Below are 18,680 nucleotides of genomic sequence, written 5' to 3'. Positions count from 1 at the left end.
GGATATTCGCGGCCAATTCGTCCGCATACAGTCGATCCGTCCGAATTCGACGGAGCCGCTGGATGTCCCTGCTCAGAATCCGCGTCGCGCGCATCGAGGCGCTGACGCCCGCAATCAGACGATTGCACCTCGTCGCCGCGAACGGCGCGCCGCTGCCCGGGTTCGACGCCGGCGCGCATATCGGCGTGCACGTGCCGCTCTCCCCTCGCCCGCAACGACGGGCCTATTCGCTCGTGAACGCCGGCGCGGGCGCCGCTTCCGTCGACCACTATGAAATCGCCGTGCTGCGCGAAGCCGCCGGAAGCGGCGGCTCGCAATGGATGCACGCATGCGTGCCCGGCGACGAATTCGAAATCGATCCGCCCCGAAACGATTTCCCGCTCGCCACGAACGCACAGCGCCACCGGCTGATCGCGGGCGGCATCGGCATCACGCCGATCTTGTCGATGGCGCGCGAACTGGCGCACGCCGGGCACGCGTTCACGCTGCACTACGCCGCGCGCGACGCCGCATCGATGGCCTATCGGGGCGAAGTGGCTGCGCTGCCCGACGCGACCTGCTGGTTCGACGACGGCGACCCGGCGCGCGGCATGCCGTTGGCCGACACGATCGGCGCGCCCGAGCCCGGCACGCATCTGTACGTATGCGGCCCGACCGGGCTCATCGAGGCAACGCTCGCCGTGGCGCGACGTCTTGGCTGGCGCGACGAGGCGCTGCACAGCGAGCGCTTTGCGGCGGCCGTTCCGGCGGGCGGCGACGCGCCGCTCGAAGTCCGGCTCGCGGCATCGAGGCGCATGCTGGACGTGCCGGCCGGCACGTCGATCCTCGATGCGCTGATCGACGCAGGGCTCGACCCGCTCTACGACTGCCGGCGCGGCGACTGCGGTGTCTGCGCGGTCCGCCTGCTCGACGGCGAGCCCGATCATCGCGACATCTGCCTCACCGACGACGAACACGCCAGCGGTTCGTTTTGCCCGTGCGTGTCGCGCGCGAAAGGCGCGCGCCTCGTCCTCGATCTGTGAACCCGTCCCTATCGTCCCTCTCCGAGCAAGGAAACCGCATGAGCCTGACCAACGAAACCCTCGCGGGCCTGGTCCGCCCCGACAGCGTGCACAAGCGCCTCTATACCGATCCCGCGATCTTCGATCTGGAAATGCAACGGATCTACGGCCAGGCGTGGATCTACGTCGGCCACGAAAGCCAGGTGAAGGCCGCCGGCGACTATCACACGACGCGCATCGGCGACCAGGACGTCGTGATGGTGCGCGGCACGGACGGCGCGGTGCACGTCGTCTACAACCGGTGTCCGCACAAGGGCGCGAAGATCGTGCCGGACGGCGACGGTTGCGTCGGAAAATTCTTCCGGTGTCCGTACCATGCGTGGACGTTCAGGCACGACGGCACGCACCTGTCGGCGCCACTGCGCAACGGCCTGCAGAACACCTGTTTCGATCCGAAACATCCGGATTTCTCGATGCGCCGCGTCGCGCGCGTGGACAGCTATCGCGGCTTCGTGTTCGCCAGCCAGTGCGCCGAAGGGCCCGATCTCCGGACGTTCCTGAACGGTGTCGTCTCGTCGATCGACAATCTGTGCGACCGCTCGCCCGTGGGTGAAGTCGAAGTGACGGGCGGTGTGTTCCGCGTGCTGCAGCGCTCGAATTGGAAAGTGTTCTACGAGAACCTGCACGACACGATGCATGCGCCCGTCACGCATGAATCGTCGGTGGTGTCGGCCCGGGAGAAGGCCGCGAAGATGGGCGCGATGCCGTTCGAGCTGCTTATCATGGACGGCAACGGCGAGCCCTACGCGTTCTGGGAAAAACTCGAACTGCGCGCCTACGCGTACGGCCACGGCTATATGGAGGGGATTTTCGATCCGGCGGCCGCCGAGCGCGACCCCGTGTCGAGCGCGCATTTCGCGGTGCTCGCCGACGCCTACGGCGACGAACGCGCGCGCGGGATTCTCGGCATGAACCGCCACAACACCGTCATCTACGGCAGCGGTTCGCCGCATACCGTGTTCCAGCAGTTTCGCGTGATCCGGCCGATCGCGGTGGACAAGACGCTCGTCGAAATCCAGCTGTTCCGGCTGAAGGGCGCGCCCGACGCCGTGTTCGAGCGTGCGCTGACCTACGCGAACGTGATCAATTCGCCGTCGTCGAACGTGATGCCCGACGACGTCGAGGTGTATGCACGCTGCCAGGAAGGCAACCGGACGCGCGGCGGCGAATGGGTCAGCATGCATCGCTATGCGGGCACCGATCGCGCGACGGAAGACGGCTTCGTGTCGATCAACGGCACCAGCGAGCTGCCGATGCGCAACCAGTTCGCCGCGTGGAAGCGCTTCATGGCCGATGAAACCACCGCCCCCACCAACACTGTCGAAGGAGCTGCCTGATGCTGCACGACCCGGCTTTCGATCTGTCGACCGTGGCGGTCGACGCCGTCGCCCCTGACGCCACGCTGCAGGCGAACGCGGCCCAATTCCTGTTTCGCGAGGCGCGGCTGCTCGATACACGCGCGTTCGACCCGTGGCTCGACCTGTGGACACCCGACGGCATGTATTGGCTGCCGCACGAGCCGGGCCAGGCCAGCCCGCGCGATCATATCTCGCTGTTCTGGGAGGATGGGACGCTGCGCGAGGTACGCGCGGGCCGCGTGACGAATCTCCGCAACTGGTCGCAGCAGCCGACGACCCGCACGGCGCGCATCGTCGGCAACGTGATCGTCGACGGTCGCGATGCGGCCGGCCGGTTGATCGTCCACTCGACACTGATCGTCCACGAATGGCGGCTCGGGCAGCGCACGCTGGCGGGGCTCGTCACGCACAAGCTCGACACGAGCGGCGACGACTGGAAGATCTATCTGAAGCGCGTCGATCTCGTCAATTCGACCGACGCGCTCGCCAACCTGGAGGTGTTCGTGTGACCACCCCATCGCTGTCGGGATCGCTGGCGCGCACGGCCGTGATCGCACTGCATTACCAGAATGACGTGCTCGATCCGCGCGGCAAGATCCGCGTGGGGTTCGACGCGGACCAGCCCGAACGCGCGGCGGTGCTCGATGCGGCCCGCGCGCTGCTGGCCGGCGCGCGCGCACACGGCTTGCCGATCGTCCATGTCCGCATCGCGTTCCGCGACGACTATGCGGACCTGCCGCGCAACGCACCGATTTTCGTGCGCACGGCCGAAATCGGCGCGGTGCGCGACGGCAGTTGGGGCGCCCGCTTCCATCCGACGCTTGAGCCCGATCCGGCACGCGCGCTCGATTACGTCGTGCATCACCGGTGCACGAGCGGCTTCATCGGCACGCCGCTCGAACAGATGCTCACGGCACACGACGTGCGTCACGTGATCGTCGCGGGCGTCGCGACGCATTCGACCGTCGAAATGACGGCGCGTCACGCAGCCGATCTCGGCTACCGCGTGACCGTCGCGGCCGACGCGTGCGCATGCGCGGACCGCCGGCAGCACGACGCGTCACTCGAATCGATGCGATTGATCGCGACCATTTCCACCGTCGCCGAGCTGTTCGGCACGGGCTCGCAAACGGAGGGCGAATGAGCACGACGCCTACCCCGGAAGTACGGTCGCGCAAGGCGGCGGAGCGCCTCGAGGGCAAAGTTGCGATCGTGACCGGCGCGACGCAAGGGCTCGGCGCGGACATCGCGCGCTGCCTCGCGGAAGAAGGCGCGTGCGTGCTGATCGCCGGGCTCGACGCCGATGCGGGCCATGCGCTGGCTGCTTCGATCGGCGCATCGGCGCGCTTCGCGTCGACCGACGTCACCGACGACGCGCAGCTCGAACGCGCGATCGCGACGGCCATCGACGCATTCGGTGGCCTCGACGTCATCGTGAACAACGCGTGCAGCTACGACGACGCCGGCCTTGCGTCGACCCGCGCACAATGGGCGCGCCTGCTCGACGTGAATCTCGTGTCGGCGGCGATGCTGGCGCAGAAGGCGGCGCCGCATCTGCGGTGTGGCGGCGTCATAGTCAATCTCGGCAGCGTCGGCGGAAAGTTTGGTGCGGCCGGTCGCGCGTTGTACCCGGCGTCGAAGGCTGCGCTGCTGCAACTGACGCGCAATCTCGCAGTCGATCTCGCGCCGCGCGGGCTGCGGGCGGTCAGCGTGTCGCCGGCCTGGACGTGGTCGCCGTCGCTCGAGCGCCTCGCCGGCGGCTCGGTCGAGCGGGCGGATCGCGTCGGCCGGCCGCTGCATCCGCTCGGCCGCGTCGGCCGCGGCGACGAGATCGGCCGCGTCGTGGCGTTTCTCTGCTCGGACGATGCATCGTGGATCACCGGTGTCGACGTGCCCGTCGACGGCGGTTTCTCGATGCTCGGCCCGGATCAGGGCGTGTCGCCGCGCGAGTGGTTCGAACGACAGCATCCGCAGTAACGCGCGGTGCAAATCCGCGGTGTCTCCCCCCTACTCCATCGGGAATCCATCCATGACGAAGCAAATCAGAATCGGCAGCGGCGACACGGCATTCGACGCCTATCTCGCGCTGCCGGAAAGCGGCAACGGACCGGCCATCGTGCTGCTACAGGAAATTTTCGGCGTGAATGCCGAGATGCGTGAAGTCGCCGACCTGTATGCGGCGGAGGGGTACGTCGTGATCGCGCCGGACCTGTTCCACCAATTTGCACCGAACATCGAGCTGGGTTACGGCGATGAGGATCATGCGAAAGCCTTCGACTATTACCAGCGCTTCGATGTGGCGCGTGCCATCGCCGATATCCGCGCGACCGTCGATTACGCTCGCGTGCTGCCCGAATCGACCGGCAAGGTCGGCGTGCTCGGCTTCTGCCTTGGCGGCAAGCTCGCGTATCTCGCCGCGGCGCAGTGCGGCGTCGATTGCGCGGTCGGCTATTACGGCGTGGGCATCGAGCAGTCGCTCGATCTCGTGGAACGTATCGCGTGCCCGATGGCGCTGCATTTCGGTGCCGACGATCCGCTCAATCCGCCCGACACCGTGACCGCGATCCGCGCGGTGCTCGGCAGCAAGGCGAACGTGAAGCTGTACGAATACGCGGGCGCCGGCCATGCGTTCAGCCGCAGCGGCCCGACCTTCGTGAAGACGGCCGCGATGTCCGCGCATACGCGCAGCCTCGCGGTGTTCCGCAAGACGCTGGGCCCCGATTACGATCTCGGCGCGCTTGCCGATCATCACTTTTATCTGGAGTTCGCCGCGCGCGACCCGGAAGAAACGATGCAAACGATGGTGCCCGAACCCTACGTGAACCACGTGCCGACGATGACCGGCGGCACGGGTTACACGGAGCTCAGGCGTTTCTACACGCATCACTTCATCCACAACAACCCCGCCGACATGGCAATGGTGCCGATCTCGCGCGTGGTCGGCGTCGATCGCATGGTGGACGAGTTCATCCTGACGTTCACGCACGACCGGGAAATCGACTGGCTGTTGCCGGGCGTGGCTCCTACGGGCAAGCGCGTGGAGATTCCGATGCTCGTCGTCGTCGCGTTTCGCGGGCCGAAGCTCTACAACGAGCATATCTACTGGGATCAGGCGAGCGTGCTGGTGCAGCTCGGGCTGCTCGATCCGCAAGGGCTGCCGGTCTCGGGCGTCGAGGCCGCGCGCAAGCTGCTCGATGAAACGCGGCCGTCGAACACGCTGATGGCACGCTGGCGCGACAGCGAACCAGCACGATAGTGGCGCGCGCCGGAGGCGGCCCTCTGTTGTCCGCCTCGCGCGCGATGATCGGCGCTCGGGCCGGTGCGTCGCCGGCTCCCCGACTGCCTCGGCATTTGCGGATTTCCATGACGCGTACCCCGACGGTCAGCCCGTTTCAGTGGCTGAACGCACCGCCATGACCATGCGCGAACCGGACAAATTCACGGTCACGACGCATCAAGCCAGATACGCGGCAACCTCATCCGCCGTCAGGAACCGCACCAGCGTCACGGACGGGTTCTGTGCCGGATGGCAGACACCATTGAAGCCGTTCCAGCTCCGCTTGATACCCTCTTCCGTGTCCAGCGCGATCAGCACGCATTTACCGTGCTTGCGGTGGCTGCGCAGCGGCGCTTCCCCCCAAGCGAGCGCAAGGTTGTGGACCAGCACGCCGTTCTCATACGCATGCGCCTGCAGCCAGTGAAACTCCGACGTGTCCTGATCTTCGTCACCGCTCCTCGGCGCAATCGGCTTGCCGACGCGCAGCGTCTGCGCGTGCTCGCCGATCAGGCGCTGCAACAGCGTGAACGCGTGGAACGTGTTGTTGACCGCATGCACGCTGGCCACGAAGCCGGTGCCGGAAGCCGGCAGCACGACGACGCACTCCGGTTCATTGCTCATCGCCGACGCGAGGCACAGAAAGTACAACTGGTCGAACGGCAAACTGCCGTTGTCGGCCATCCGGTCCAGCAACGACTGCAACGCGGTATCGGCGACGAGATCGCCGTGATTGTCACGATCGCGCATCAGCATCGCCATCAGCGGCAGGACGAGCGTATCGACCGCGTCCCGCAGCGCATCGACCTCCCAACTCTGCTGCGCGCTCAGTGCATCGAGCCGTTGCCGGGCTGCCTGCCAGTCGCGCCGTTCGTCATCGGTGGCTTCATCGTCGCCCTCTTCGACTTCCGTTGCGCAAAACGGCGCGAGTTCGGGCAGCCATGCCTCAAGCCTCGCCTGCGCGGCAGGAAACAGGATGCGCGGATCGGCCCCGCGCTCGACGATCGCGCCACCGAGCAGCGCCAGCAACGCCGCGCGATTCGGATGCAGCGCCGGCAGTTCGGCCGCACACGCGCGCAGGATGGCGTCGGCGCGGGCAGGATCCTGCGCCTGCTCGCGCAAGTCGTCGACTTCGGTCAGTTCGAAGAAGTCATCGATCGTGAAAAGATCGGCTTCGCTGAGGACGGGCCGGTGCAGGACGGCAAGGAATTCAGGTGTGAGCAGCGTCATGGTGGGTGTTGTTGCAAGCAAGAACGATCGACGTTGAAGTGACCGAAGCGGACGGGGCAACGCCCACCCGCTTCAGTGGCAAGCGCGCGTTACTCCCGCATCCCTTCCAGATCGCGGATCAACTCGCTGGCCGAGATCTCGTCGAGCGTCGACAGCGCATCAGGCTCGCGAATGCTGCCCCAGCTCGACGGCGCACCGGCCTGCAACGCACCGAGCGCCTGATCCGGATACATGTCGATCGCCCCGACGATGATCCCCGGATCGAGCGACAGCTCGATCACCTTGCCGGCGCCGAGCGGCTTCGTGAAATACCAGATGCAGCCGCCATCCTCCACCTGGCCGCGGCGCCAGCCCTTGTTGACGAGCCCGAGCACGCTGCCGGTCGGTACCTTGACGCCCTTCCAGCGTTCGAGCAACCGCCCGTTGCGCTCATCGTCGGTCAGCCGGTACACGTCGCGGCCGAGCTGCGCGAACGGCTGCAGCAGTTCGTAGTCGGCGAACACCTGCCCGAACGCGGCGGCATCGGCCGGCGCGATTTCCAGCGCATGCGGGGCACCGATGCGGATCGTCGCGCCTTCCGGCAACGTGAACGCATCGTCGTCGGCCGTGGCTGCGGTGCCGTCTTCCGCCACGCGGAAACAGGCCTTCAGCGTGCCGCCGAAGTTGCCGCCGTCGTCGACTTCGTACACCCCCCACACGAGGCGCTGCACGAGGTGGCGCACCAGCGGATGCTCGGCGAGAAACGCGCGAAACACCTCGGGCGTCCAGCGGCGGCGTCCGCACATCGCGACCTCGAGCCGCGCAAGCTGCTGGCTCGCGATGGTGCGCGCATCCTTCTTCAGCAGCTTGAAGCGCTCGACCGCGTCCTTGCCCTTCACCGGATCGTCGGTCTTCTTCGGTTTCGGCAGGTCCGCCAGCCGCGCGCCGGGCACGCCGTCGGCCCCCGTCTCGCGCACATACGGTTTCAGCGTCTCGTCGAAGCCGACCTGGAACACGCGCGGACCGAAGTCGAGCAGCATCGTGCCCTGCGCATCGAGCCCGAGATCCGGCGCCAGGCGATCCTCCAGTTCCTCGGACGACAGCCCGCGCGCTTCCGCGATCGCCTCGATCTTCTCGCGCGCGCGGTCCTGCAGCGCGCGGAACTTGACCTTCTGTGCGATGCCATTGAGCAGCATCAACGCAACGTCGCTGCCGATCGAGGCCAGCACGTCGAGGCCGGTCGCCGCGCGAGCATGCGCCGATTCGCCGGGCCACGTGCGGATCAGCGGCGTCAGCTTGCGTGCGGTGTCGTCGTTGCCGAACAGGCCCAGCGCGGTCAGCGCCCAGCCTTCCTTGCCCGGTGCGCCGGCATCGAGCCAGGCGTTGAAGCAGTCCCACGCGAAGTCGGCCAGCGACTCCGCCGTGCACGCGTCCTTCACGACGTCGATGCCGCCGTAGATCTCTTCATTGGTCGGGAACGTCAGCATCTGGCCGAGATGGTCGAGCGCGTCGTCCGGCAACGCCTTGCCGTTCTTCAGCACCGGCCGGCGCCAGCCGCGCGGCTGCCAGAATTCGGGCAGCTTGCTGCGCTTGGTCGGGAAACGGTCGAGCGGGCTCTCGTCGAGCACCGCACGCACCGCCTGCTGCACCGTGTCGTCGGCATAGCGCGCGGCGACGTCCATCAGCAGCGCCTCGTGGCCGTTCGCCTGCAGCAAACGCAGCGCGGCGCCGGCGCAGTCGCGTGCTTCGCCCGGCTTGCCGAGCGACGGCGCGATCAGGCCGCTGGCCGCATGCTCGGGAAACTTCAGCAGCCACGTACGGCCTTCGTCGCGCAACGTCTTCAGCTTCGCAAATGCGCGTGCCGCGATCGGCGCGCATTCGACAGCGCCGTAGTTCAGCGCGCCGCCGAAATTCTCCGTCGGCTTGCTGCGCACGGCTGCGATGAGGCCGGGCAACGCGGGCAAGCCGAAGGTTGCCATCATCATGTTGACGCCCGCCGTGCTGAAATCGCCCGCAATCGCATTCCAGATATCGACCGCCACCGCGGCCGGCAACAGCGTCAGGTACTCGGCGCGCAACGTGTACCAGAAGTACCGCTCGCGCTTGCGCTCGTCGATCATCCCGCGCCACGCGGCGACGAACGCCGGTGCGTCGCCTTGCCGGATCGCCTTTGCCGCGGCCTCGCCGAGCGGCCCGTAGTACTTCTTGCTCGCCTCGAAACCGAGGCCGGCAACCAGCGTCAACGTGTTCTTCGCCGCCTCGGCAAGTCGCTTCGCCTCCCACTGGCCAGGCGTTTTCGCCTGGTTGCGCTTCGCTTCATCCCAGCATTCGATCGCTGCCAGTTCGAGCGGCTCCAGCGTCAGCGCAGCGGCCTTCTTCTGTCGCGCGGCAAGCCACGGCGGCGCGGCCAGCACGCCCGGCAATTCGTCGGCCGATGCAACGTCGACCGGGCCGGCCAGCAGCGCGAGCAGCTTGTCGATCACAGCCTGTGCCGGCGCGTCGAGCCACGGCCGCAGCCCGTCGACCTGCGCCGCCTGCGCGCGCAGCAGGCGCGTCAGGCTCGGCGTCAGCAGCCCGGCATCCTTGCCGCCCGCGGCCACGAGCCGCGACAGCGCGACCATGCCCGCCACCGGCCAGCGATCGAGCGCCAGCGACAGGCGTGCAAGCGCGCCCTTCGACCCGCTGGCGACCTTGCCCAGCGCGGCCACCGCGTCGGGCGTGCCGATCGCGGCAAGCCCATCGCCCGCCGCATCGTCGGCGGCACCGCGTTCCAGCGCATCGAACGCCGCCGCGCCGCGCTCGCGCAACACGGTCGCGACCATCCGCGACATTCCCCAGAACGAATAGCCAAAGCTGTCGGGCCGGATCTTCGCGGCAATCGCGATCGCGTCAGGGTCGGTCGCAGTCAGCAGCATCCAGTGCAGCGTCTCGGGCACGTTGCGCTCCGCACCCAGCCGGCGCGCCAGTGCATTCGACACGTGCGGCGCGTCGGGCAGCAGCAGTGCCGGTATCGGCTGGCGGGTCGGGTGCAGCGCCGGCAGTGCGGCCTCGATCCTGTCGACGCAGGCCTGCCAGTCCGCCTCGCTCGCGGCGGCGAGATACTCGCGCAGCGCCGCCTCGCCGCCGAAGATCGGCCCGCGCCAGCTACCGCGCACCGGGCCTTCGACATTCGTCGTGAAACGATGGACGCGGCGCTGCGCCTGACGGTCGTAGTCGGTGTGCACCTGGATTTTCAACGCGTCGAGCAGCACGTCGATCGCACCCGTCAGGCCGTATTGCGCGATCAGGTAGCCGACGACCGGCCGGCCGATCGTGGTTTCGCCGTGATAGTCGCCCAGGGTCATCGCGAGCGCGAACAGCGCCGCGTCGGCTTCGGCATCCGCCACCGGCCCGGCGATCGGCGTGCGCGCGGCCAGCCGGTCGAGCATCCGCTGGACGGCCGGGCGCAGCGCCGCGTCGGTCGCGCCGATGTCGATCGAGTAACCGTCCTTGTCTTCGATCTTCAGCCACGCGGCACGCACGTCGAGCACGGTCACCTCGACGGGAAAACGGCGCGATGCAAACGCTTCGCGCTGCATCTGCGGCGACAGGCGCACGGGGTCGCCGTGCGCAAGCCACGGCGGCGCGCCGGCGTCGGCGACCGCGGGCGCTGCGGGCGCCGGTGCGGCGGCCTCGGTCGCCACCGCCTCGCCAAGCGCCACGGCGGTCGCCTGCGCGTGGTCGTGCACGGCGGCCGACGTTCCCCAGCCATACAGCAACCGGCGCGCCTTGAGCAGGTCGAACGCCATCGCGGCGCCCTGGTCACCGACGTTGTAGCGGCGCTTGATCGCAGCGACCGTCAGCCGCTCGCCAGGCTTCATGTCGCCGTTCGCGATCTCCGCGCGCATGGTCTCGACGACGCGCTCGCACTGGGCATCGAAACTTTCGGCAGCAACGGGCGGCACGGGGGCGGGGTTGGTGGTGGAAGTGGTCGTAGAAGTCGGTGTCGATGCGGCCAGCTGGGGCGACGGCGTGGGCGCCGCGCTGTTCCCCGCCGTCACCGCCGCGGGTTGCGTACTCGCCGCCGGTTCTGCATCTGTCGATGCCTCCGACACCACGGACGAGCTTGCCGACGGCGCCGCGGCCGGCGGCTTCGCGGCGGTCGCGCCGATGCTGGCGCCGGCCGCCACCGCAACTTCCGCGTAGCCCTTGCCGGTCTTCTCCTTGACGAGCTTGTCGAGCGCGGCGCGCGCTTTCGCGTCGTCCGCGAACGACTTCGTCTGGCTCTGGCCCGCGGTGCCGATGCGGCCCCAGCGGATATTGAGCCCGGAGCCGTCCTGCTCCACTTCCCAGAACTTGCTGGAATTGCCTTCGATCAGTTCAAAACGACGCATCCGTTCCCTCTCACTCGGATCGACGACGCAGCACGATGCCGCGCCTGCATGCCGTGGCCGCCAGGCAGCCACGACGCCCTCTCGTTCATTCATCCCGCGATCCGTGCATCCTGCACGACGACTCGCGATGTCGGGCGCGACCTGCTCGCCCGGTCGACGGTCATGCCGTCATTGCTCGACGATGCCCAGCAGCAGCAACGTCAGCGAACCCAGTTGCGCCAGTAGCGACGCCGGTTGCGCGGCCCGCAGGCCGTCGGCCAGCAAGCGCAGCAGGCGGCCCGCGTGAGCGAGGCCGGCCCGCTCCAGCCGGGTGGCCTGCGCCCGCGCCCGCTCGACCGCGCCGCCACCCTGATGGCGCATTCCCTGGCGCAGCCACTCGGCCAAGAGCGCCAGCGTATCCTCCGCGAGCGCGACCAGCTCGGGCAACGGCGCGCGCCCGCCGGCCAGCGGCAGCGGTTGCGGCGCCGTCGCTTCGGTCTGCAGCACGACGGCGCGCTGTGCGGTCAGCACGGCCAGCGGCCGCATCACGGCCGTGCCCGCATGCAGGCGCACGGTGCCCGCCAGTGCGCGCAACCCGCCCCATTCGCCGGCCAGCGCGCGCGCCAGTGCATCGACGGCGCCAGGCGCCACGGCGCGATGCGGCAGCGCGAGGTGCAGCACATCGTCGCCGTCCACGCCGGTTGTCGCGGCTTCGCCGTGCGCGAGCCGGGCGTGAAGCACCTGCGCGGCCGCATCCCAGTGAACCGACCGCACGACCATCGGCTCGAACGCGACGACGTGCAGCGACCCGGCCGCACCGGCCGCCGCCCCATTCGCCGCCTGTCTCGGCCGCACGAAATCGGGCAGCGCGTCACGCAGGTGCGCGACGAGCGCCGCGATGCCCGGCTGGCGGATCGGCGCGGCAAGATCGTCCCAGGATTTCGGTGACAGCGGCAGCACGCCCGTCTGTCGTACGCCGGCGGCGATGTCGACCGCGCCGTTCGCGCGCCGCTTCGCGGTTTTCGTGACGACCTGCCCGGCCGCGATCTGCCGCAGCGGAAAACCCGCGACACGGCGTCCGGCCAGATCCGGCGCCCGGCCGCCGGCTGCGATGTCGGCGGCACGCGGCCAGTTTCGCGTGAGCACCATTACGGTTTGCGTATCGGGATCGGCGAACAGCACGCTCGCCCCCTCTTCCGCTTCGTCGGCCCACAGCTCGACGCCGAGCGACACCAGCCGCAGATGATCGAGTTCGACCTCGCCCTTCACGCCGATGCCGAGCATCTGGCGGGCCGGTACCGTGGCGCTGTCGGGCTGCGTCGCGGCGCCCCTCGCCGCGCGCAGGCGTGCCCACAGTTCGGCCAGCACGCGCACGAGCCGCAGCGGCTCGAAACGGCTGCTGCGCGCATGCTGCGCGAGCACGAGCTGCCAGGCTTCGTCGAGCGCGTCGTCGACCCACTGCCAGCCGCGCTCGCGCAGACGGCCGCGCAGTGACTCCACGCGCGCGGCCAGCGCGATCGGCGGCTGGCTCGAACCGTCCAGCCACAGGGCGTGTACCAGCCCGTCGAGGTCGGCGATCAACGCACGCGCCGCGTCGTCGCGCAGCGGTGAACGGTCGTCGTCGCTCTCCGCTTCATTGCCGGCCGGCGGGCGCACCTCGACGATCGTCTCCGTTGCGCCGTCGGCCGGTGTACCGGCCTGGCGAAACGCCCAGACGGCCACCACGACGTGCGCGCAGCCGCTACCCTGCCGGCAGTCGCAGCGCGCATGCGCGAGCGAGCGCCGCGAGAAGAACCGCACGGTGCACATCGGCAGGCGTGCAATCGGCGACGACTGCGCGTCGGACCACGGCTGCACGGCCACGACGGGGCGCGCGACCGCCAGGCGCGCGGCCTGTTCGAGCACCGACGGCGCGAAACTCGCCGCCAGCGCGGCATCGTCGAAATCGGCCGGGCTCCATGCGCGATCCGCGGACGACGTGCCGTTCGTGTCGTTGTCCGATGACGCATCGTCCGGGCCGTCGCGCGTTTCGCCGTTCGTTGCGTCATTCGGATCGCGGATCGATTCGTCGCGCGGATCGGCCTGCCCCGCCTTGCCGTCCCCGCCTGCATGTCCATCGCCCGACGCAGCCGATTCGGCCGCTTCGTTCGCCGGCGTGCTCGCCTGATAGGCCAGCACCAGCATCACGCGATGCCGGCACATGCCGCTCGCGGTGCAGCTGCACGCCGCGTCGCGCAAGGTCCGCCCCGGCGGCAGGCTGGTCCGCACGCCGTCGTCGAACGACGCATGCACCGTACCGTCGCCGTCGACCGCCAGCGCAGGCATCGCGCCGGCCGCGACATCCTTCTGTGCGCGCTTGACGAACCCGGCGTTGGCGAGCGCGGTCAGCGCCTCCGGCGTCAGTTCGAGCAGGTCGTCACGCATCGGCGCGCTCATCCCTGCACCTTCTCGGCGAGCCACGCGGCCAGTTGCCCGGGCGTCATCGCGCCGACTTGCGCACCGGCGTTCACGAGCCGCGCGGCCATCTCGCGGTCGTACGCAGGCTCGGCCGCCGAATCGAGCGCGGCCAGCCCGAGCACGCGCGTGCCGCTCTCGGCCAGCGCCTTCACACGGCGCACGAGTTCGTAGCCGCTGCCGCCTTCGTAGAAATCGCTGACGAGCACGACCACCGTGCGCGCGGGATTCGCGACGCAGGATTGCGCATACGCGACGGCCTTCGCGATGTCCGTGCCGCCGCCGAGCTGTACCTTCATCAGCAGCTCGACCGGGTCGGACACGTCGGCGGTCAGGTCGACCACCGACGTATCGAAGGCCACGAGCCGCGTGCGCATGCCCGGCAATTGCCACAGACACGCGGCCATCACCGCGCTGTGGATCACCGAGTTGACCATCGACCCGCTCTGGTCGACGAGCAGCACGATGTCCCACGGCTCGACCTGGCGACGCGTGCGGCTGTTGAAAACCGGCGTGTCGAGATACAGCTTGCGCCGCTCGGGATGCCAGTGGCGCAGGTTCGCGGCCAGCGTGCGCGTGTAGTCGAAATTGCGCGCGATCTTCATCCGCGAGCGCCGGCGCCGGTCGCGCGTGCCGCTGAAGGCCTGCCGCACCTCGGTCGCCAGCCGCTCCATGATGCGCCGGACGACTTCGGCCACCAGCCGCCGCGCGGCCGCCAGCACCTCGGGATTCATCAGGTGCTTGGTGTGCAGCACGGCGCGCAGCAGCGATTCGGACGGCTCGATCCGCTCCAGCACGTCGAGGTTCGTGACGACTTCGTCGATACCGAAGCGCTCGACCGCATCGCGTTCGAGCCGGTCGATCACCTCTTTCGGAAACAGCGTGTGGATCGTGTTGATCCAGTCCGGCGTGCTCAGCGCGGACGGCCCGAGGCCGGCACCGCGCTCGCCACGCTGCGCGCGGTCGCCGTCGCGGCCGTACAGCCATTCGAGCGCCGCATCGGCGGCCTGTGCATCGGCACCGGGCGTGCCGCACGCGGCTTCGGCCGGTTCGCCGAGCAGCAGCCGCCAGCGTTCGAGCGGACCGGGAATGTTCAGCGGCATGGCAGGACTCGTGGAAACCGCGTCGCGCAGTGCCGTGACGGAGCGACATCAGGGTGAAGGAAGGAGAAGCCGGGCGCGCGGCGGCCCGTTGATCGGCGCGTCACGATGCCTCCGGATCGGGCGTCAGCCCCCAGCGCCGCAAGCGGCCCAGCACCTGTGCCTCGATGCGTGCCGCATGCGCGGCCGCCTCGGGCGATGCCTCTTCCGCGTGCCGCTCGGTCAGCACGCGTCGCGACAGGTGGGTTGCCTGGTGCAGCGCGAGCACCTGATCGGCAAGCCGCCCGCGCTCCTGCGGCGGCAACCACGCGAACGCGCCGCGCAGCCCCGGCAGCGCAAGCACGAAATCGGCGTCGTCGAGTGCGCGCACGGTCGCATCCATGCCCGCGACGAACGCGGGCGCGCTCGCCAGCGTCTCGCGCGCCAGCGCCAGCAATCCGCCGAGCGCATCGCCGAGCGCGGCGGCCGGCATCGCCTGCAGCAGCGCCATCGCATCGTCGATGCCGGCGACGGGTTGACCGTCCTCGGCGCAGGCATGCGCGGCGAGATCAAGCAACGCCCCGAGCGCCGCGCCGCGACTCGCGGGTGCCGCCGCGGTATCGGCCGCCTTGCGCCGCCAGACGGCCAGCGCGCGCAACGGCTCGATCGCGAGTGGCGTGTGGGTGACACCCTCGGCGCCGGCCAGCACGTCGGCCACGATCCGGCGCAGCGCGACGTGCCCCTGCACATGGGCATCGAGATCGCCCGGCGCCAGCGCGGCGGCCGGTTCGAGCAACCACAGCGCGCGATCGAAACCGGCCTCGACGACGATCCGCAATACCGGCGCATTGTGCATGCCGAGCAGATGGCCGTGACGCAGCAACGTATGCAGATTCCCGAGCGCCGGTGCGAGCGATTCGAAGCGCTGCTCGCGCGCGACCGCGTCGTGCAGCGTGCCCAGCAAGCTGTCGCTCAGTGCCGCCAGCCCGGCCCATGCGGCGCGGTTCAGCCCGTCCGCGAGCGGCGCGATGCGGCCGCCCGCCTCACGCAATTCATCCTCGAGCCGCGCGCGCGCCGCGTCGGCCAGCGTCGCGCCCCACGCGCCGGCTTCGATCAGCGCGGCCTGTTGCTCGAGCGGCTCGCCGAGCTGCCAGACCTCGTCGCGCTCGCCCGACATCGCAAGCTGCGCGCCCTGGCAGCGCACGATGCCGGGCACCCGCAGCAGCGCCAGCCGGTGCAGCACGCGGCTGCGCGCGCGACCTTCATCGGTCAGCAGGTCGAGCGTCAGCGTGCCGCGCAGCACGATGCCGAGCGTGGCCAGCTCGTCGCGCACCGCGGCGACGAGCGGCGGTTGCGGCGTGCCGGGCGCAAGCTCGCCCGCGACGTCGCCGGCCAGCGCCGCCATCGCCTCGACCAGCACCGGATCGGTGCCGGCCCGCAGCGGCCCGCGATAGGTCCACGGCAGCGGCGCGTCGAGCGCGTCCTTGACCAGCGCGCCGGCCAGCGCGTCGAGCCAGTCGCAGCGCAGCGGCCGCGCGTGCCCGCGCAGGCGTGCCAGCCCTTCGGCCCGCACGTGCACGGCAATCAGGTCGGCCGTCGATACCGGCAGCTTGCGCGCGCGCAGCCGCTGCATCACGCTCTCGAGCACACGCCGCGCGGCCTCTTCCGCGCCGTACGCCCAGACCCACTGGTAATAGGCCGGCGAAGGCATGCCCGACGCGTAGCCCGCGAATGCGTCGAGGCGTTTGAACGTGTAAGGCACGAGATAGGAACCGTAGCGGACGCTGCGCGCGGCCCCGTCGGCGGTATTCGCATCCGTCCCGGGCACGCAGGCGTCGTCCGTCTGTTCAGCCTGTTCTTCGAGCACGGTGCAGGCGCCGCCGTCGAGCGCGCCGGGTTCGGGCGTATCGGGCAACGCGGCCGGCAGCGTGCGCCAGAGTCGTGCCAGCGCCGGCGCGTGATAGCCGCCGCAGACCACCAGCACGTCGTCCGCCCGCCCGCCGGCTTCGGCGACGGCCCACGCGATCCAGCGCGCCATCATCCGTTCGCGTGCCTGGTTGCCGAGCGAGCCCGGATCGGCGTCGCGCAGATGCGAGAAGTAGGTCGACAGGCGCTGCGCGAGCTCGTCCAGCGCGTCCGGCGTCTCGCCGACGTTCTCGAACAGGTGGTCCCAGAGCGCATCGCGGCCCTGCACGGCAAGCGTGTCCGCCAGCGCGCGCTCGTAGGCGTCGGCGCGTGCCTCGTGTTCGGCGTCCGCGACATCGGCATAGCGGTTCTCCCGCTGCGAGAACGCCGCGTGCCACGCGGGCAGGTCGATGAAGCGCACCATCGCGCCGACTTCGCGCCCCGCCTGCAAGGCCTGCCATTCCGGCGAATGCTCGGCGAACGGGGTCCACGAGCCGTAATGTGCGGCATCGCCGGACAGATAGCTGTAGATCGCGATCGGCAGGCGGTGCGGACGATACAGCTCGTCGAGCCGGCCATTGAAGTCGGCCGGCCCTTCGATCAGCACGTAGCGCGGCCGCCGCGCCCGGATACGCTCGGCCACCAGCCGCGCGCAGGCGGGGCTGTGATGCCGGATGCCGACGATGTGCGGGTTGCTGGACGTCTCGGTCTGCATGCGGCGCCCGTCAGTGGACGTCGAGGCATGCGGCGCCGGCGATGGCGCCCGACCTGCCCTTGTCGCCGTGCACGCAGTGCATGCCGTGTGCGTCGAACGCGTCGGGCGTAATCCGTCCCCGCCCCGGCATGCCGCCGTGATCGGTCGCCTTCATGTCGCGCGTCACGGCAGACGGTGGCGTGCCGCGTAGTACGCGCGCCAGTGCGCCCCTTCGCGCCGCGCCGCCTTCTGTTCGAAGTAGCGGCGCAGCTTCGCGCGATCGTCGGCGTTGTCCTTGACGACGGTGCCGGCGATGCAGTCGACGAGATCCTGCGGCGATCCTTCGCGTTGCTCGAGGAACCATGCGCGCACCCCGACCGCATGCGCGACGTTCACCGCCTCGGCTGTCGACATCACCGCCGTCAACCGATCCATCGCGCCGTCGCTGCCTGTGCCGTCGCCGGTCCCGCCGCGCAGATCGCGAAACGTGGTGATCAGCAGTTCCAGCACCGGCTGCGGCACGGCCGCCGGAATGCCGCTGCCGGCCAGCAGGCGTGCGCTGGCTTCGCGCACGAGCGCGAGTTCGCTGTCGAAGTCGAGAATCGGAAACACGGTTTCGAAATCGAAGCGCCGCTTGAGCGCCGCGCTCATCTCGTTCACGCCGCGATCGCGCGTGTTCGCGGTCGCGATGATGTTGAAACCCTCGCGCGCATACAGCATCCCGTGTTCGCCATGCAGTTCGGGCACCGCCATCACGCGATCCGACAGCATGCCGAGCAGGCAGTCCTGCACCTCCAGCGGCGCGCGTGTGATTTCCTCGAAGCGCACGATCTTGCCGTCGTGCATGCCCTGGTACAGCGGCGCAGGCACGAGCGCGCGCGGGCTCGGTCCTTCGTTGATCAGCAACGCGTAGTTCCAGCCGTACTTGATCTGGTCTTCGGTGATCGATGCGCCGCCCTGGATCGTCAGCGTCGACGTGCCGCTGATCGCGGCCGCCAGCAGCTCGGACAGCATCGACTTCGCGGTACCCGGTTCGCCGACCAGCATCAGTCCGCGGCCGGTGGCGAGCGTGACGAGCATGCGCTCGATGCTTGCGATCGGCGCGACGATCTTCGGCGCAATGCCGAGCGAGCGATCGCCGGCAATGAAGGCACGGGCGGCCGTCAGGCTCAGTTGCCAGCCCGGCGGACGGGGTTGGCCGCCATCCTGCGCCTTCAGCTCGGCGAGCTGATCGGCGTACAGGACTTCAGCGGGCGGACGCTGCAATGCATGCGGTTGAGACGGAGCCATGTCT

At 69.5% G+C, this 18,680-nt stretch carries 13 protein-coding genes; 6 read left to right on the top strand and 7 right to left on the bottom strand.

Annotated features, from left to right (window positions below; translation table 11 throughout):
* The first annotated feature begins 62 nt into the window (after positions 1 to 62).
* From ACN8ZM_RS34815 to ACN8ZM_RS34790, 6 genes are read left to right on the top strand one after another with little or no spacing between them, the layout of a single operon-like run.
* Complete coding sequence (locus tag ACN8ZM_RS34815; RefSeq protein ID WP_301767637.1) at positions 63 to 1,022, top strand: PDR/VanB family oxidoreductase; 960 nt, start codon at positions 63 to 65, stop codon at positions 1,020 to 1,022.
* A 38-nt stretch (positions 1,023 to 1,060) separates the two neighbouring features.
* Positions 1,061 to 2,398, top strand: a complete 1,338-nt coding sequence (locus ACN8ZM_RS34810; protein WP_420213285.1) for an aromatic ring-hydroxylating dioxygenase subunit alpha — start codon at positions 1,061 to 1,063, stop codon at positions 2,396 to 2,398.
* Positions 2,398 to 2,928: an aromatic-ring-hydroxylating dioxygenase subunit beta gene (locus ACN8ZM_RS34805; protein WP_205824629.1), complete on the top strand. Its 531-nt coding sequence runs from the start codon at positions 2,398 to 2,400 to the stop codon at positions 2,926 to 2,928. The genes ACN8ZM_RS34810 and ACN8ZM_RS34805 overlap by 1 nt, the downstream gene beginning before the upstream one ends.
* A complete protein-coding gene (locus ACN8ZM_RS34800; RefSeq protein ID WP_205824628.1) occupies positions 2,925 to 3,563 on the top strand; it encodes a cysteine hydrolase family protein in 639 nt (212 codons plus the stop codon). The genes ACN8ZM_RS34805 and ACN8ZM_RS34800 overlap by 4 nt, the downstream gene beginning before the upstream one ends.
* Positions 3,560 to 4,396 carry an SDR family oxidoreductase gene (locus ACN8ZM_RS34795; RefSeq protein ID WP_420213284.1) on the top strand — a complete coding sequence of 279 codons (837 nt, stop codon included), beginning with the start codon at positions 3,560 to 3,562 and terminating at the stop codon, positions 4,394 to 4,396. The genes ACN8ZM_RS34800 and ACN8ZM_RS34795 overlap by 4 nt, the downstream gene beginning before the upstream one ends.
* A gap of 52 nt (positions 4,397 to 4,448) precedes the next feature.
* Positions 4,449 to 5,675, top strand: coding sequence for a dienelactone hydrolase family protein (locus ACN8ZM_RS34790; protein ID WP_420213283.1), 1,227 nt, complete (start codon positions 4,449 to 4,451; stop codon positions 5,673 to 5,675).
* Positions 5,676 to 5,873: 198 nt separating this feature from the next.
* On the opposite strand, the gene ACN8ZM_RS34785 is transcribed toward ACN8ZM_RS34790, so the two are convergent.
* The 7 genes from ACN8ZM_RS34785 to ACN8ZM_RS34755 form a co-directional block, all read right to left on the bottom strand.
* On the bottom strand, positions 5,874 to 6,923 hold the full coding sequence (locus ACN8ZM_RS34785; protein WP_420213282.1) for a hypothetical protein: 1,050 nt from the start codon (positions 6,921 to 6,923) through the stop codon (positions 5,874 to 5,876).
* 89 nt (positions 6,924 to 7,012) lie between these two features.
* Positions 7,013 to 11,275: a DUF4132 domain-containing protein gene (locus ACN8ZM_RS34780; protein ID WP_420213281.1), complete on the bottom strand. Its 4,263-nt coding sequence runs from the start codon at positions 11,273 to 11,275 to the stop codon at positions 7,013 to 7,015.
* Between the two features lie 168 nt (positions 11,276 to 11,443).
* Positions 11,444 to 13,690, bottom strand: coding sequence for an SWIM zinc finger family protein (locus ACN8ZM_RS34775; protein ID WP_420213280.1), 2,247 nt, complete (start codon positions 13,688 to 13,690; stop codon positions 11,444 to 11,446).
* Complete coding sequence (locus ACN8ZM_RS34770; RefSeq protein ID WP_420213279.1) at positions 13,687 to 14,811, bottom strand: vWA domain-containing protein; 1,125 nt, start codon at positions 14,809 to 14,811, stop codon at positions 13,687 to 13,689. Before ACN8ZM_RS34770 ends, ACN8ZM_RS34775 begins: the two co-directional genes overlap by 4 nt.
* Positions 14,812 to 14,911: 100 nt before the next feature.
* Complete coding sequence (locus ACN8ZM_RS34765; RefSeq protein ID WP_420213278.1) at positions 14,912 to 17,407, bottom strand: DUF5682 family protein; 2,496 nt, start codon at positions 17,405 to 17,407, stop codon at positions 14,912 to 14,914.
* Positions 17,408 to 17,417: 10 nt separating this feature from the next.
* On the bottom strand, positions 17,418 to 17,561 hold the full coding sequence (locus ACN8ZM_RS34760) for a hypothetical protein (RefSeq protein ID WP_420213277.1): 144 nt from the start codon (positions 17,559 to 17,561) through the stop codon (positions 17,418 to 17,420).
* A gap of 8 nt (positions 17,562 to 17,569) precedes the next feature.
* Entirely contained in the window at positions 17,570 to 18,676 is a 1,107-nt protein-coding gene (locus ACN8ZM_RS34755; RefSeq protein WP_043186792.1) for an ATP-binding protein, read from the bottom strand.
* Positions 18,677 to 18,680: the final 4 nt, after the last annotated feature.

Origin of the sequence: Burkholderia aenigmatica (assembly GCF_048627025.1) — a bacterium.
In the GTDB taxonomy this organism is placed as follows: domain Bacteria; phylum Pseudomonadota; class Gammaproteobacteria; order Burkholderiales; family Burkholderiaceae; genus Burkholderia; species Burkholderia aenigmatica.
This window is presented reverse-complemented; position numbering and strand designations above follow the sequence as displayed.

Excerpts from the sequence above, each read along its gene's own strand:
- ACN8ZM_RS34815 (WP_301767637.1), top strand. The coding sequence starts at position 63 with ATGTCCCTGCTCAGAATCCGCGTCGCGCGCATCGAGGCGCTGACGCCC.
- ACN8ZM_RS34810 (WP_420213285.1), top strand. The coding sequence starts at position 1,061 with ATGAGCCTGACCAACGAAACCCTCGCGGGCCTGGTCCGCCCCGACAGC.
- ACN8ZM_RS34805 (WP_205824629.1), top strand. The coding sequence starts at position 2,398 with ATGCTGCACGACCCGGCTTTCGATCTGTCGACCGTGGCGGTCGACGCC.
- ACN8ZM_RS34795 (WP_420213284.1), top strand. The coding sequence starts at position 3,560 with ATGAGCACGACGCCTACCCCGGAAGTACGGTCGCGCAAGGCGGCGGAG.
- ACN8ZM_RS34790 (WP_420213283.1), top strand. The coding sequence starts at position 4,449 with ATGACGAAGCAAATCAGAATCGGCAGCGGCGACACGGCATTCGACGCC.
- ACN8ZM_RS34785 (WP_420213282.1), bottom strand. The coding sequence starts at position 6,923 with ATGACGCTGCTCACACCTGAATTCCTTGCCGTCCTGCACCGGCCCGTC.
- ACN8ZM_RS34780 (WP_420213281.1), bottom strand. The coding sequence starts at position 11,275 with ATGCGTCGTTTTGAACTGATCGAAGGCAATTCCAGCAAGTTCTGGGAA.
- ACN8ZM_RS34775 (WP_420213280.1), bottom strand. The coding sequence starts at position 13,690 with ATGAGCGCGCCGATGCGTGACGACCTGCTCGAACTGACGCCGGAGGCG.
- ACN8ZM_RS34770 (WP_420213279.1), bottom strand. The coding sequence starts at position 14,811 with ATGCCGCTGAACATTCCCGGTCCGCTCGAACGCTGGCGGCTGCTGCTC.
- ACN8ZM_RS34765 (WP_420213278.1), bottom strand. The coding sequence starts at position 17,407 with ATGCAGACCGAGACGTCCAGCAACCCGCACATCGTCGGCATCCGGCAT.
- ACN8ZM_RS34760 (WP_420213277.1), bottom strand. The coding sequence starts at position 17,561 with ATGAAGGCGACCGATCACGGCGGCATGCCGGGGCGGGGACGGATTACG.
- ACN8ZM_RS34755 (WP_043186792.1), bottom strand. The coding sequence starts at position 18,676 with ATGGCTCCGTCTCAACCGCATGCATTGCAGCGTCCGCCCGCTGAAGTC.